Origin of the sequence: Kitasatospora aureofaciens, assembly GCF_001188955.3 — a bacterium.
Lineage (GTDB): Bacteria > Actinomycetota > Actinomycetes > Streptomycetales > Streptomycetaceae > Kitasatospora > Kitasatospora aureofaciens.
In genome coordinates, this window is record NZ_JPRF03000076.1 from 91,443 (window position 1) to 105,469 (window position 14,027).

Consider the following 14,027-nt stretch of genomic DNA (forward strand, 5'->3'; position numbering starts at 1 on the left):
TTGGTGTCGTTCTTGACTTGGATTCCGTCCATCGTAGGATCGGCTCCGGCGCTAGCCTGGGCAATAGCAGTAGGTGCCGTAGGTAGCAGAAAGACACCGTGATCCGCCTTGTAGGGAAGGATTCCCATGTCTGAGAACCACGATGCAACCGGCGTAGAGGCGAGCGCGGGCGGCTGCCCGGTCAACCACGGGCGCGCGCTCCACCCCACCCAGGGCGGCGGGAACCGCCAGTGGTGGCCGGAGCGGCTGAACCTGAAGATCCTCGCCAAGAACCCCGCCGTGGCCAACCCCTTCGGCGAGGCCTTCGACTACGCGAAGGCGTTCAACGCCCTCGACCTCCCGGCCGTCAAGCGGGACATCCAGGAGGTGCTCTCCACCTCGCAGCCCTGGTGGCCGGCCGACTTCGGCTACTACGGCCCCTTCATCATCCGCATGGCCTGGCACAGCGCCGGCACCTACCGGATCAGCGACGGCCGCGGCGGCGCCGACGGCGGTCAGCAGCGCTTCGCCCCGCTCAACAGCTGGCCCGACAACGCCAGCCTGGACAAGGCCCGCCGACTGCTCTGGCCGGTGAAGAAGAAGTACGGGCGCAGCATCTCCTGGGCCGACCTGATCGTGCTGGCCGGCAACGTCGCCCTGGAAGGCATGGGCTTCGAGACCTTCGGCTTCGGCGGCGGCAGGGTCGACGACTGGGAGCCGGACGAGGACGTCTACTGGGGCCCGGAGACCACCTGGCTGGGCGACGAGCGCTACACCGGCGACCGCGAGCTGGAGAGCCCGCTGGCGGCCGTCCAGATGGGCCTGATCTACGTCAACCCCGAAGGCCCCAACGGCAACCCGGACCCGATCGCCGCCGCCCGCGACATCCGCGAGACCTTCTACCGGATGGCGATGAACGACGAGGAGACCGTCGCGCTGATCGCCGGTGGCCACACCTTCGGCAAGACCCACGGAGCCGGCCCGGCGGACAACGTCGGCCCGGACCCGGAGGCCGCGCCGATGGAGCAGATGGGCCTCGGCTGGAAGAGCGGCTTCGGCACCGGCGTCGGCGGCGACGCGATCACCAGTGGCCTGGAGGGCATCTGGACCGCCACCCCGATCACCTGGGACAACAGCTTCTTCGAGACGCTGTTCGGCTACGAGTGGGAGCTCACCAAGAGCCCGGCCGGTGCCCACCAGTGGAAGCCGAAGGACGGCGCCGGCGAGGGCACCGTGCCGGACGCCCACGACCCGGACAAGCGGCACGTCCCGATCATGCTCACCACCGACCTGTCGCTGCGCTTCGACCCGGTGTACGAGCCGATCTCGCGGCGCTTCCTGGAGAACCCGGCGGAGTTCGCCGACGCCTTCGCCCGCGCCTGGTTCAAGCTGACCCACCGCGACATGGGCCCGGTGGTGCGCTACCTCGGCCCCGAGGTGCCGAGCGAGCAGCTGCTCTGGCAGGACCCGCTGCCGACCGTCTCGTACCAGCGAATCGACGCGGCGGACGTCGCCGACCTCAAGCGGCGGATCGCCGCCACCGGCCTCTCGGTCTCCGAGCTGGTCTCCACCGCCTGGGCCGCCGCCTCCTCCTACCGCAACAGTGACAAGCGCGGCGGCGCCAACGGTGGCCGGATCCGGCTGCAGCCGCAGGCCGGCTGGGAGGTCAACGAGCCGGACCGGCTGGCCGGCGTGCTGCGGGCCCTGGAGGGCGTGCAGCGGGACTTCAACGCGCAGGCGGGCGACAAGCAGGTCTCGCTGGCCGACCTGGTGGTGCTGGCCGGCGGCGTCGGCATCGAGCAGGCCGCCAAGGCGGGCGGCCTGGCCGTCGAGGTGCCGTTCGCGCCCGGCCGGGTGGACGCGCCGCAGGAGCTGACCGACACCGAGTCCTTCGCCGCGATGGAGCCCAGGGCGGACGGCTTCCGCAACTGGGTCGGCAAGGGAAACCGGCTGCCGGCCGAGTTCCTGCTGCTCGACAAGGCCAACCTGCTGGGCCTCAGCGCTCCCGAACTGACCGTACTGGTCGGCGGGTTGCGCGTGCTGGGCGCCAACTACCAGCAGTCCTCGTACGGCGTGCTCACCGAGACCCCGGGCGTGCTGACGAACGACTTCTTCGTCAACCTGCTGGACCTGGGTACCAGTTGGCGGTCCACCTCGGAGGACGCCCACACCTTCGAGGGCCGGGACGCCTCGGGCCAGGTCAAGTGGACCGGCACCCGGGCCGACCTGGTCTTCGGCTCCAACTCCGAACTGCGCGCCGTCGCCGAGGTGTACGCGGCCGACGACGCCAAGGAGAAGTTCGTGGAGGACTTCGTCGCGGCCTGGGTCAAGGTCATGAACGCGGACCGCTTCGACCTGGTGTGACGCTTCACCGGTGACCGGGAGCCCGGGGGTGCGGACCCCCGGGCTCCCGGTCGTCGTTGAGTCCTACGGCGTTCCTGGCCTTCCGGGCGTTCCGGGCGTCCCCGCGCTGACCAGGCCCGTCTCGTACGCCGCGACCACCACCTGGGCCCGGTCCCGCAGCCCCAACTTGCCCAGGATCCGCGCCACATGGGTCTTCACCGTCGCCTCGGACAGCTGCAGCCGGGCGGCCAGTTCGGCGTTGCTGAGGCCGCGGGCGAGCAGCGACATCACCTCCAGCTCGCGCGGGGTGAGGGTGGCCAGTTCCCGGTGCGGGGCGGCCGCGTGCGGGGCGGCCGGGCGGGCGAAGCGCTCGACCAGGCGGCGGGTGATCGCGGGAGCGAGCAGCGCGTCGCCGGTGCGGACCAGCCGGACGGCGGCGGCCAGGTGCTCCGGAGTGACGTCCTTGAGCAGGAAGCCGCTGGCCCCGGCGGCCATCGCGGCGTAGACGTAGTGGTCCAGGTCGAAGGTGGTCAGCATGATGATCCGGGGCGCGTTCTCCGGCCCACCGGCGAGGATCCGCCGGGTGGCCTCCAGCCCGTCCAGGCCGGGCATCCGGATGTCCATCAGCACCACGTCCGGTCTGCTCCGGCGGACGGCGGCGACGGCCTGCTCGCCGTCCTCGGCCTCGGCGACCACCTCGATGCCCTCGGACTCCAGGATCAGCCGGAACCCGATCCGGACCAGTGCCTGGTCGTCGGCGACCACCACGCGCAGGGGCTGCTCGTTCATCGACTCTCCAACGGTATCGAGGCCGTGACGCGGTAGCCGCCGCGCGGCCGGGGGCCGGTGTGCAGGGTGCCGCCGTAGACGGCGAGGCGTTCGCGCAGCCCGAGCAGGCCGCGCCCGTTGCCGGTGGCGGCCGCGCCGGTGGGGCGGCCGCCGGTGTCGGTGACCTCCACCCGCAGCCCGTCCGGGGCGTAGTCGACGGTCACCTCGGCGTCGGCACCGCCCGCGTGCTTGACGGTGTTGGTGAGCGCCTCCTGGACGACCCGGTAGGCAGCGAGTTCGACCCCGGGCGGGACCGCCCGGCGCTCCCCGCGCACGGTCAGCTCCACCGGCAGTCCGGCCCGGCGGACGCCGTCGACCAGGGCGTCCAGCCTTCCGAGGCCGGGCTGCGGGCTCAGGTCGGCGCTCGCCGCGGGATCGTCCCCGGTGTCCGAGTCCATGGTCAACAGGCCCATCACGTGCCGCAGTTCGGTCATCGCCGCCCGGCCGCCGGACTCCACCGCGGCCATCGCCTCCCGGGCCCGGTCCGGGGCGGTGTCCAGGATCTTGCGGGCGGCCCCGGCCTGGATCGTCATCATGCTCACGTTGTGGGTCACCACGTCGTGCAACTCCCGGGCGATGCGGGCCCGTTCGTGTTCCACCGCGCGCTGCAGCGCGGCCAGCCGGTCGCGTTCCAGAGCGGACAGCCGCTCCCGTCCCTCCTCCACCCGGCGGCGCCACATCCGCAGTTCGTAGGCGACCGCGAACACCGGCACCAGGACGAGCAGGGCGACCACCGAGTTCGGGAAGTGCGGCAGCAGGGCGTCGTCGAAGAGCACCGCCAGCGCGCCGGTGGCGGCCGACAGGCTCAGCAGGAGGGCGTTCGGATGGCGCCCGTACGCCGCCGCGCTGTAGGCGGCGACGATCACCACCACGCCCTCCCAGAACGCGATATCCGGGTGCTGCGACCGCACCAGCAGCGCGGCCGGCAGCACCGTCCACAGCGCGGCGAGCGGGTGGCGCCGACGCAGCACCAGCGGCAGCGGGACGAGCGGCACCAGTAGCAACAGCTCGTTCCAGGTGGTGCCGTGGGCGTCGTGGGTGCGGTGCGCGACGATGGCGTAGCGTCCGCAGGTGTACGAGAGGAACAGGGCCAGGGCCAGGTCGAAGGCCTGGCCGCGCCGGGTCGTCCGGGGCGGGGGAGCCGCACCCGGGCCGCTCCCCAGCCGGGTCGCTGCCGTGCGCAGCCGCTGCACCGTCGGGTGGTTGATCACCGGGACATTGTGGCGGTCGGCCCGCGCCCGGGACAGCCCCGCGGTCGGCGGCAACCGGTACACCGGGTGACTACATCGCAAGGATGACGCCGCGCCGGGTCCACCGGACGCGGTACGGAACCTGCCGCCGTCGGCGGACGCGGGGGTGCGCCGCCCGTCCGTACCTTCGTCGTCACCAGGCAGGAAGACCACGAGGAGCGGGGACATGAGCGGCGCGGACAAGGGCGGCGGGGACGTGAGCAGTGAACCGGTGATCGGGCTGAGCGGTGTGAGCCGGCACTACGAGGGCGCGCGGGCGGCACTGGACGGGGTGACGCTGAGCGTGCGGGCGGGGGAGTCGGTGGCCGTGCTCGGTCTTCGGCCGCTGGTACCGAGGCCCGGGCGAGGCCGTCGCGCCCAGCACCTTCCTGACCGAGGCCTCGGTCGGGCTCGGCGACCAGGTGACCTTCACGACCCACGGCCGGCCGGTCACCGTCCGGATCGTCGGAGAGGTCTTCGACCCCCACGTGCAGACCAACGAGCTGCTGACCGACGCCGCGACCTTCCCGTCCGGCACGGCCCCGGAGCCCGACACCTGGTTCGTCAAACTGAAGCCCGGCACCGACCACGCCGCCTACGCCACCGCCCGCGGCGGCGCGCTCGCCCCGCTGCACCTGGCCGCCGCGGCCGGGGCGGAACACGGCTCCAGCGACTCGATCACGGCCCTGAACTCGCTCACCGCCACCCTGACCGTGCTGCTGGTCGTGGTCGCCGGGCTCGGGGTGTTCAACACCGTCGTCCTGGAGATCCGCGAACGCACCCGGGACATGGGCGTCACCAAGGCGGTCGGCATGACCCCGGCGCAGACGGCGGGCGTGGTGCTGGCCTCGGTGCTGCTGGTCGGGGCGGTCGGCGGCGCGATCGGCCTGCCGGTCGGACTGCTGCTTCACGGCCTGACGGTGCCCGCGATGGCCCACAGCGCCGGGCTGAACTTCCCGTCCTCCGCGCTGGACGTCTTCGGCACGCCGACGCTCATCCTGCTCGGCCTCGGCGGGGTGCTGATCGCCCTGCTCGGCGCCCTGCTCCCGGCCGTACGGGCGACGCGGGCGCGGACGGTGGACGCGCTACGGGCGGAGTGAGCCCGTAGCCGGTTCCGCGGGCAGGACGGACGGGCTCGGGTGGGCCTGCGCAGTGCGCCTCAGCGTTCCTCGGCCTTCTTCTCGGCCGCCCGGACCTGCTCGGTGAAGGTGTGCTCGTCGATCCGCTCGACCGCCGCCCCGTGCTTCGCGGCCAGCTCGTCCGCCGGGCCGGGTGAGGACTCCCGGACGTCCAGGGCGAGCAGCGCCCCGCCGTCCGGCACCCGGGGCGAGAGCACGATCATCGCGGCGCCGGCCTCCGTCGCGTACCGCTCCTCCGCCGCGTTGCCCAGCGCGGCGCCCGCGGCGAAGCCCAGCAGCATCCCGATCGGCCCGCCGAGCAGGCCCACCAGGCCGCTCAGCACTCCGGAGCCGACGGTGGCCACGCCGGCGCCCCGGGTGAAGGTGTCCCGCACCTCCAGCACACCGTCGGAGCTGCGCTCCAGAGCTGCCACCGCGTGCAGGCCCGGCAGGTGCTGGGCCTCGTCGAACGCGGATCGCCAGGCGGGGGTGTCGAGGAAGGTCAGCAGGACGAGGTTGCGCTGCTCGCTCATCGCACTCCGATCGGGCTGGGGGCGTTCGGCCTCCATCGTGACCCTCGGTGCGGGGCCCTGCCACAGGAGCGACCGGTTCAAACCAGGAACTCGGCCCCGCGCCCGCATTCCGGCCACGTGGGAGCACCGTCCGAACGATCGGACGGCGGTCGGAGGAGGGTCGGGACGAGGCTCTGCCTGGGCGAACGGCGGACGGGGCGGTCGGGCGGCCACTACTTCGACCCTGGCCGAAACAAGGACCGGTGGTGCGCATGCCTATGGTGTGCCGCCGGGAGGCGCTGCCAAGATCCGGAACCGGCACACCCGTGCCAGACCCGAACGCTTGGAGGAGGCAGCATGCAGCCCACGGCTGAGCAGGTTCGCGCACTCAAGGACGAGGACTTCCGGCTCACCCTCGGCCAGGGCCACCAGGTCCACCCGGCCGGGGAGCTCGCGGACGAGCTCTACGTCACCGCCGCAGTGCTGAACAGCACCTGTGACGGCTGGTCCAGCTGCGGTCGCGTCTGCAGCTACTGAGCCCGGGTGCGGCACGCGTTCCGGACCGGCCGTACGACCGGTCCGGAGCCCGTGCCGCACGTCGCCGAGCAAGCAGTGCAACCGTGCAACAAGAGAGGCGGCACCGCCCCGTGGCCGACGCGTCCGAACTCCTGCGGGCTGCCGCCCGAGCCGTCCCGCTGAACGCCCGCGGCCGGGTGCCGGAAGGGTTCGACCGGGAGGGTGCCGGCGACGAGGAGCGCGCCGAGCGCACCGACCGGGCCGCCCGTGCCGAGCGCGCCGACCGGAAACTGGAGCGCTGGCGGGCCCAGGCGCCGTTCGACCGCGCCGACTGGTTCGCCCGCCGCCTCGCGTCCGACGCCCTCGACCCGGACGCCGTGCACGCCCTCCTCGCCGAGCACCCCGACGCGCTCGCCGCCCGCCTGGGCACCCCGGCGTGGGCCGAGCGGCTCGCCGCCGCGTTCGACGGCCCGGCCACCCTGGACGTCCCAGAGGAGCACGACTTCGCCCGGCTCGTCGCCCCGCTGCTCGCCGCCGCCCGCGACCGCCTGTGCGCCGGACTCGCCGCGCTGGACGCACCGTCCCTCGGCACCCCCGAGGAACTGGCCGCGCTCGCCCTGCCCGCGCTCACCGCCACCGCCCACGGGATGGCCACCCGGACCGTCATCACCGAACTCCATGTTGCCCGGCTCAGCGGCGAGTTGACCGCCGGCACCCCCGAGCGGCGCTACCGCGACTTCCTCGACCGGCTCGCCCGACCCGAGCAGGCGCTCCGCCTCCTCGCCGAGTACCCGGTCCTGGCCCTGCGCCTCACCACCCTCGCCGAACAGTGGACGAGCACCACCCTCACCCTGTTCCGCCGCCTCGCCGCCGACCTGCCCGCCCTCGCCCGCACCTTCGCCGAGGACCGCCCGCTCGGCCGGCTCACCGAACTCGCCACCGGCCTCGGCGACCCGCACCGCGGCGGCGCCACGGTCAGCTCGCTGCGCTTCGAGCACGGCGTCCGACTCGTCTACAAGCCCCGGCCGCTCGGCGCCGAGACCCACTTCCAACAGCTCCTGCACTGGCTCAACCCCCAGCTGCGGCTGCCCCTGCGCGACCTCGCCCACCTGGCCGGCGACGGTTACGGCTGGGTCGCCCACGTCACCGCCGAACCGGCCGCGGACGAGCGGGAGTTGAGTGCCTTCTACCGCCGGGCCGGCGCCCTCGCCGCGCTGATGTACGTCCTCGACGCGGTCGACTGTCACGCCCAGAACCTGCTCGCCGTCCGGGACCAGCCCGTCCTGATCGACCTGGAGGCCCTCCTCCACCCCGATCTCCACGAGCCCGCCAAGGACCTGTCCGAATCCGAACGGCTCGCCCGCCACCAGGCCCGCCACTCGGTGCTGCGCTCCGGCCTCCTCCCCGAACGCATGTGGGACGAGGGCAACGGCGGCGCCGACATCTCCGCCCTCGGCTGGGACCCGGCCAACCTCCCGCCCCGCCCCGTGCCCGTCCTGGTCAACCAGGGCACGGACGAACTCCGGCTGGAGTACCGGCGGATGCCCGTCGAGGCGCCCGGCAGCCGGCCCGTCCCGGCCGGGCAGCCGCTGCGACCGGCCGACCACTTGGCGGAGCTGGAGGCCGGCTTCACCGAGGCCTACCGGCTGCTCGCCGCCGACAAACCGCAACTCCGCACGCTGCTCCGCGCGTTCGCGGCCGACGAGACGCGACTGCTGCGCCGCGACACCTTCGAGTACCGCACCCTGCTCAACACCGCCTGCCATCCCGACCTGCTCCGCGACGCCCTCGACCAGGACCGCCACCTCGACCGGCTCTGGGCGCTGGTCGGCTGGGAGGAGCAGACGCTCGCCTTCGTCGAACACGAACGCGCCGACCTGTGGCGCGGCGACGTGCCCGTCTTCACCATCCGCCCCGACGGCGTCGACGCCCGCTCGTCCACCGGCGCACTGATCCCGGGCGTCACCGACCGGCCCGCCCTCGAACTCGCGCTCGCCAAGGCGGACTCCCTCGGAGAGGAGGACCTCGCCCGCCAACTCCAGCTGCTGCGGCTCTCGGTGACGACGGCGGACGGGGCGCGCGAGCCGGACCGGGCTGTTGTTCGCGCCTCGAGTGCACCCGTAACGCCGGGCGAGGACCCGGGCGGCCGCGCCCTCGCCAAGGCCGTCGAAGTCGGTGAACAACTGCTCCGCGAGGCCTACCGCGGCAACGCCGACCTCGCCTGGGCCGGCCCCAACTGGGCGCCGCCCGGCCGCTGGGCCCCCGCCGAACTCGGTCCCGACCTGTACAGCGGCACCGCGGGCATCACGCTCTTCCTCCACCAGCTCGCCCTGGCCACCGGCGACCGTTCGCACCATCAGGCCGCCCGTGCAGCCGAGCTGACGCTACGTCATCAGATCCGACGGCGGGCCGACCGGCTCGGCGGCGGACTGTCCGGCACCGGCGGGGTGCTCTACGCGCTCGCCCAGTTCACCGCCCACCACCCGGACGCCGAACTCGACTCCCTCGGCGCCCTCGTGCTCGACCGCGTCACCGCGACCGCCGCCGAGGACACCCAGTACGACCTGCTCGCCGGAAGCGCCGGCACCATCGGCGGCCTGCTCGCCTGGGAGGCCGTCCGCCCCGGGCCCGCCGTCACCGACGCGCTGGCGGCCTGCGCCGAACGGCTTCTCCAGGCCGCCGTCCCGCACCCCGAAGGCGGCGCCGGCTGGCTGCCCGCCTCCCTCGCCGCGGCCGCGACCCGTCCCCTGGCCGGCTTCGCCCACGGCGCTTCCGGCATCGCCTGGGCCCTGGCCCGCGCCGGACACCGCCTCGGCGACCCCCGGCTTCCCCGACTCGCCCTCGCCGCCGTCGAGTACGAGCGAACGCTCTTCGACGCCACCGAGGCCAACTGGCGCGACGTCCGCGAGGACGGCGGCGCCCCCTCCTTCCCCGCGCTGTGGTGCCACGGCGCCTCGGGCATCGCCCTGGCCCGCACCACCCTCGCCGAACTCCTCCCCGAAGCGCGGAACGCTCTCCTCGCCGAACGCGACACCGCCCTCGGCACCGTCCTGCGGGAGGGCTTCGGCCACAACTCCTCACTCTGCCACGGCGACCTCGGCAACCTGGAAGCCCTCCACCAGGCCGGCAGCCCTTGGCGGACCGCCGCCCGTCAACAGGCGCACGCCGCCCTGGACGCCCTGGCCGACCGGGGCTGGGCCTGCGGCCTGCCACACGGGGTCCACAGCCCCTCCCTGATGGTCGGCCTGGCCGGCATCGGCCACGGCCTCCTCCGCCTCGCCGCCCCGGAGACCACCCCCGCCGTCCTCACCCTCGAATTCCCGAAGCAGCCGTGACCCCGCGACCCGTTCGCGCGAGCGCCGGCCCTGATGCCCCCACCACTGCGTCCGCCCTCACCTGGACGGCAGTGGCTACGACAACGGCGCCGGCACGGGTACGGGACTGAGCGCCGCGAACTCCAGCGGCGCGGACGGGTCCACCGACAGCCGGGCGGGCGCCGGCTCGGCCCCCGAGCGGACCAGCAGGTCGCCGATCGCCGCGACCATCGCGCCGTTGTCGGTGCACAGCCGCAGTGGCGGCACCCGTAGGGTGATCCCGGCCGCGGCGCAGCGCTGTTCGGCGAGCGCCCGCAGCCGGGAGTTGGCCGCGACGCCGCCGACCACCACCAGGGTGCCGATCCCGTGGTCGGTGCAGGCCCGTACCGCCTTGCGGGTCAGCACGTCCGCGACCGCCTCCTGCAGTGCGGCCGCCGCGTCCGGGACGTGCGGCTCGGGCTGGGCCTCGACCCAGCGGGCGGCGGCGGTCTTGAGGCCGGAGAAGGAGAAGGCGTACGGGTCGTCGCGCGGTCCGGTGAGCGGGCGCGGCAGCCGTACCGCCGTCGGGTCGCCGGTGCGGGCGGCGCGGTCGATGGCCGGCCCGCCCGGGTAGGGGAGGCCCAGGATCCGGGCGACCTTGTCGAAGCACTCACCGGCCGCGTCGTCCAGGGTGTCGCCGAGGTGGAGGATCGGGTCCCGGGCGAGGTCGCGGACCAGCAGGAGCGAGGTGTGCCCACCGGAGACGATCAGCACGACGCAGGGGTCGGGCAGCGGCCCGCCGTCGAGGGTCGCGGCGGCGACGTGCCCGGCGAGGTGGTGCACCCCGTACAGCGGGACGCCGAGCGAGAAGGCGTAGGCCTTGGCGGCGGCGACCCCCACCTGCAGGGCCCCGGCCAGCCCCGGACCGGTCGTCACCGCGACGGCCCCGACGTCCGCCAGGGCCAGTCCGGCCCGGTCCAGGGCCACCCGGACCACCGGGGCCACCGCGTGCACGTGCGCCCGGGCGGCGATCTCCGGCACCACCCCGCGGTAGCGGGCGTGCTCGTCCATCGAGGACGCCACCGCCTGCCCGAGCAGCACACCGCCCCGGACCAGCCCCGCGCCGGTCTCGTCGCACGAGGACTCGATGCCCAGCACCACCACCGGCGCCCCGGAGGATCCCGGCGTCCCCGTCACTCCTGTCACGGTCACTCACCCTTATCGGCCATTACGCGTTCGGCTGATCATTGTGCCCGACGGCATGTGAGGAATAAGCAGGAGCCCATAGCTCGTTCCTGCAACTCATACGCAATAGTGTTGTCCCGGCACGATCGTCATCGCTCAACCCGCCGAAAGGAGCAGTGTCCTGATGGGCACCTACCAGCTTCCCGACCTGCCGTACGACTACTCCGCGCTCGAGCGGGCCATGTCCGCCGAGATCCTGGAGCTGCACCACTCCAAGCACCACGCCGCGTACGTGAAGGGCGCGAACGACACCCTGGAGCAGCTCGCCGAGGCGCGCGACAAGGAGCAGTTCGGCGGCCTGGTCGGGCTGCAGAAGACCTTCGCGTTCCACCTGTCCGGCCACGTGCTGCACTCGCTGTTCTGGCAGAACCTCTCCCCGGAGGGCGGCGACCGCCCCGAGGGCGAGCTGGCCGACGCCATCACCGAGCACTTCGGCAGCTTCGAGGCCTTCAAGAAGCAGCTCTCGACCGCCACCACCGGTGTCCAGGGCTCCGGTTGGGGCATCCTCTCCTGGGAGCCGCTCGGGCAGCGCCTGATCGTCGAGCAGGTCTACGACCACCACGGCAACGTGGGCCAGAACACCACCCCGCTGCTGGCCTTCGACGCCTGGGAGCACGCGTACTACCTGCAGTACCGCAACGTCCGCCCCGACTACGTCACCCGTCTGTGGGACGTCGTCAACTGGCAGGACGTCTCGGCCCGCTTCGCCGCCGTCAAGGGCGCCTGAGCACCGATCGAGCGGGAGTGCCCCGGACCGGTCGGGCGGTCCGGGGCACTCCCCCTGCGGTTCCCACCGCGGCTGCCCGTCACAGCCGTTGACACCGGGCAGGGCCGTTGACTCCGGGCACGGCAGTCACACCGAACCGAAGACTCGCCGCCACCCGCTGTTCGCCCGGGATCGCCGCCCGGTCGCTACGCTCGGACCACCGCCGGTCACCGGCGGTCGGCGGCCGACCGGCCGACCGGCCCGCCCGCTCCTGAGCGAAAGGTCGTTCGATGGCTCCGCGCCTGTCCGTCGTGGTCCCGATCTACAACGTCGAGCGCTACCTCGGCGAGTGCCTGGACTCGATCGCGGCACAGACCTTCGAGGACTTCGAGTGCGTCATGGTCGACGACGGCTCGACCGACGACGGCCCCGTCGTCGCCAAGGCGTACGCGGCCCGGGACGGGCGCTTCCGGCTCGTCCAGCAGGAGAACAAGGGCCTCGGCGCCGCCCGCAACACCGGCTGGCGCCACCTCACCCCCGGCACCGAGTACCTGGCCTTCGTCGACAGCGACGACACCCTGCCGCCGCACGCCTACCAGCTGATGATCAGCACGCTCGACGAGACCGGCTCCGACTTCGCCGCCGGCAACGCGATGCGCCTGCGCACCACCGGCCTCAGCCCCTCGCACGCCCACCGCCGCCCGTTCCGCGAGACCCGGCTGCGCACCCACGTCAGCGAACTGCCCGCCCTGGTGACCGACCGCACCGCCTGGAACAAGGTCTACCGGCGCTCCTTCTTCGACGCCGCAGGCATCCAGTACCCCGAGGGCATCCTGTACGAGGACGCGCCGGTCAGCGTCCCCCACCACTTCCTCGCCGAGCGGGTCGACGTCCTCGCCGAGCCGATCTACCACTGGCGGGTCCGCGAGGACGGCGCCCTCTCGATCACCCAGAAGAAGACCGATCCGCGCGGCCTGATCGACCGGGTCCGCTCGATGGAACTCGTCCGCGAGTGGCTCCTCGCCCGTCCCGAGCCGCAGTTCGCCGGGTACCTGAGCGCCTACGACCGCAACTGCCTGGTCGAGGAGATCCCGATGTTCTTCTGGTCCATCCCGGACGGCGACCGCAACTACTGGGAGGTCTACCAGCGGCACGTCAGCCGGCTCCTGAACGCCATCGGCCCCGAGCGGGTGGCCGAGCTCAACGCCCAGCTCCGGCTCAAGTACCGCCTCACCCTCACCGACGCGATGAACCGCTTCATCGCCGTCCAGCGCCTCCACCGAGCCGTCCGCCGCACCCGCCAGGCCGCGGCGCGCCGCGCCGGGGCGATCCGTCGCTGAGCCGAGGGGCGTTACCGCCGTCCCCTCGGGGTGAAACGGACCGGCGTGCCGGGTGCCGCCTGGGCGACGGCCGGGAGGGCGCTGGAGGGGATGACGCCGATGACCGGGTAGCCGCCCGTGGTGGGGTGGTCGGCGAGGAAGACCACTGGACGGCCGTCGGGCGGCACCTGCACCGCGCCCAGGACCATGCCCTCGCTGGGGAGTTCGCCCTCGCGGGCGCGCTCCAGCGGCGGGCCGTCCAGGCGCAGGCCGATCCGGTTGCTGGTGGGCGAGACGCGGTACCCGGGGCCGGTCAGGACGGCGAGCGAACGAGCGGTGAACCAGTCGTCCCGCGGCCCGAACAGTACGGGCAGGAGCAGCGGGTCGGGCGGCGCGGGCGCCGGCACCACGTCCGCCCCGGCGGCCGGGCCGACCGGCTCGCCGAGCGGCAGCGCCTCCCCGGGGGTCAGGGGAGCGGGGCCCAGCCCCGAGAGCAGGTCCGTCGAGCGGCTGCCGAGGACGGGCGCGGCGGCGATCCCGCCCGCGAAGGCGACGTAGCTGCGCACGCCCCTGGTCGCCGGCCCCACCTCCAGCAGCGCTTCGGCGGGCAGCCGCACCGGGGCGGCCCAGGCGGCGGGCCGCCCGTCGACCCGCACGGAGCACGGTGCGCCGGCCACGGCGACCGTCACCGCGCGGTCCACCCGCACCGCGCAACCGAGCACGGTGGTCTCCAGGGTGGCCGCCGTGGCGGGGTTGCCGACCAGGCGGTTGGCCAGCCGGTGGGCGGGCTGGTCGAGCGCCCCTGAGCGCGGCACGCCCAGGTGCGCGTGCCCGGGCCGGCCGAGGTCCTGGACGGTCGTCAGCAGGCCTGCGTTGATCACGGTGACGGTCATGCGCTCTCGATCACGCTCCCTTCGAGCAGGTCTTCCTGGCTCGGGC

Annotated in this window: 11 protein-coding genes; 6 read left to right on the forward strand and 5 right to left on the reverse strand. The window is 73.7% G+C overall.

Translation table 11 applies throughout. From position 1 onward, the window contains the following. The first annotated feature begins 126 nt into the window (after nucleotides 1–126). Nucleotides 127–2,343: a catalase/peroxidase HPI gene (gene katG / locus HS99_RS35850; RefSeq protein ID WP_030279910.1), complete on the forward strand. Its 2,217-nt coding sequence runs from the start codon at nucleotides 127–129 to the stop codon at nucleotides 2,341–2,343. A 63-nt stretch (nucleotides 2,344–2,406) separates the two neighbouring features. Here katG and HS99_RS35855 read toward each other — a convergent pair whose 3' ends face one another. Together HS99_RS35855 and HS99_RS35860 are read right to left on the reverse strand one after the other, a co-directional pair. Then, complete coding sequence (locus tag HS99_RS35855; protein ID WP_030552496.1) at nucleotides 2,407–3,111, reverse strand: response regulator transcription factor; 705 nt, start codon at nucleotides 3,109–3,111, stop codon at nucleotides 2,407–2,409. Next, nucleotides 3,108–4,361 carry a sensor histidine kinase gene (locus HS99_RS35860; RefSeq protein ID WP_063738002.1) on the reverse strand — a complete coding sequence of 418 codons (1,254 nt, stop codon included), beginning with the start codon at nucleotides 4,359–4,361 and terminating at the stop codon, nucleotides 3,108–3,110. The genes HS99_RS35855 and HS99_RS35860 overlap by 4 nt, the downstream gene beginning before the upstream one ends. Before the next feature lie 440 nt (nucleotides 4,362–4,801). Between HS99_RS35860 and HS99_RS35865 the strand changes: the two genes are divergently transcribed. Continuing rightward, entirely contained in the window at nucleotides 4,802–5,479 is a 678-nt protein-coding gene (locus tag HS99_RS35865) for an ABC transporter permease (RefSeq protein WP_157846523.1), read from the forward strand. Between the two features lie 59 nt (nucleotides 5,480–5,538). Here HS99_RS35865 and HS99_RS35870 read toward each other — a convergent pair whose 3' ends face one another. Next, nucleotides 5,539–6,030 carry a hypothetical protein gene (locus HS99_RS35870; protein WP_043387597.1) on the reverse strand — a complete coding sequence of 164 codons (492 nt, stop codon included), beginning with the start codon at nucleotides 6,028–6,030 and terminating at the stop codon, nucleotides 5,539–5,541. A 336-nt stretch (nucleotides 6,031–6,366) separates the two neighbouring features. On the opposite strand from HS99_RS35870, the gene HS99_RS35875 reads away from it, so the two are divergent. Next, entirely contained in the window at nucleotides 6,367–6,546 is a 180-nt protein-coding gene (locus HS99_RS35875; RefSeq protein WP_030279901.1) for a hypothetical protein, read from the forward strand. A gap of 110 nt (nucleotides 6,547–6,656) precedes the next feature. Continuing rightward, nucleotides 6,657–9,860, forward strand: a complete 3,204-nt coding sequence (locus HS99_RS35880; protein ID WP_030552494.1) for a type 2 lanthipeptide synthetase LanM family protein — start codon at nucleotides 6,657–6,659, stop codon at nucleotides 9,858–9,860. Between the two features lie 75 nt (nucleotides 9,861–9,935). Here HS99_RS35880 and tsaD read toward each other — a convergent pair whose 3' ends face one another. Continuing rightward, nucleotides 9,936–11,015 carry a tRNA (adenosine(37)-N6)-threonylcarbamoyltransferase complex transferase subunit TsaD gene (gene tsaD, locus HS99_RS35885; protein WP_370863333.1) on the reverse strand — a complete coding sequence of 360 codons (1,080 nt, stop codon included), beginning with the start codon at nucleotides 11,013–11,015 and terminating at the stop codon, nucleotides 9,936–9,938. 172 nt (nucleotides 11,016–11,187) lie between these two features. On the opposite strand from tsaD, the gene HS99_RS35890 reads away from it, so the two are divergent. Then, nucleotides 11,188–11,790: a superoxide dismutase gene (locus tag HS99_RS35890; RefSeq protein WP_030279897.1), complete on the forward strand. Its 603-nt coding sequence runs from the start codon at nucleotides 11,188–11,190 to the stop codon at nucleotides 11,788–11,790. Nucleotides 11,791–12,059: 269 nt separating this feature from the next. Then, nucleotides 12,060–13,109, forward strand: a complete 1,050-nt coding sequence (locus HS99_RS35895) for a glycosyltransferase family 2 protein (protein ID WP_030279895.1) — start codon at nucleotides 12,060–12,062, stop codon at nucleotides 13,107–13,109. A gap of 11 nt (nucleotides 13,110–13,120) precedes the next feature. On the opposite strand, the gene HS99_RS35900 is transcribed toward HS99_RS35895, so the two are convergent. Continuing rightward, entirely contained in the window at nucleotides 13,121–13,981 is an 861-nt protein-coding gene (locus HS99_RS35900; RefSeq protein ID WP_030552490.1) for a 5-oxoprolinase subunit C family protein, read from the reverse strand. Nucleotides 13,982–14,027: the final 46 nt, after the last annotated feature.

What these genes read in the sequence shown, in the direction of transcription:
- HS99_RS35870 (WP_043387597.1), bottom strand. Translation starts at nt 6,030, where the DNA reads ATGAGCGAGCAGCGCAACCTCGTCCTGCTGACCTTCCTCGACACCCCC.
- HS99_RS35895 (WP_030279895.1), top strand. Translation starts at nt 12,060, where the DNA reads ATGGCTCCGCGCCTGTCCGTCGTGGTCCCGATCTACAACGTCGAGCGC.
- HS99_RS35890 (WP_030279897.1), top strand. Translation starts at nt 11,188, where the DNA reads ATGGGCACCTACCAGCTTCCCGACCTGCCGTACGACTACTCCGCGCTC.
- katG (WP_030279910.1), top strand. Translation starts at nt 127, where the DNA reads ATGTCTGAGAACCACGATGCAACCGGCGTAGAGGCGAGCGCGGGCGGC.
- HS99_RS35900 (WP_030552490.1), bottom strand. Translation starts at nt 13,981, where the DNA reads ATGACCGTCACCGTGATCAACGCAGGCCTGCTGACGACCGTCCAGGAC.
- HS99_RS35875 (WP_030279901.1), top strand. Translation starts at nt 6,367, where the DNA reads ATGCAGCCCACGGCTGAGCAGGTTCGCGCACTCAAGGACGAGGACTTC.
- HS99_RS35855 (WP_030552496.1), bottom strand. Translation starts at nt 3,111, where the DNA reads ATGAACGAGCAGCCCCTGCGCGTGGTGGTCGCCGACGACCAGGCACTG.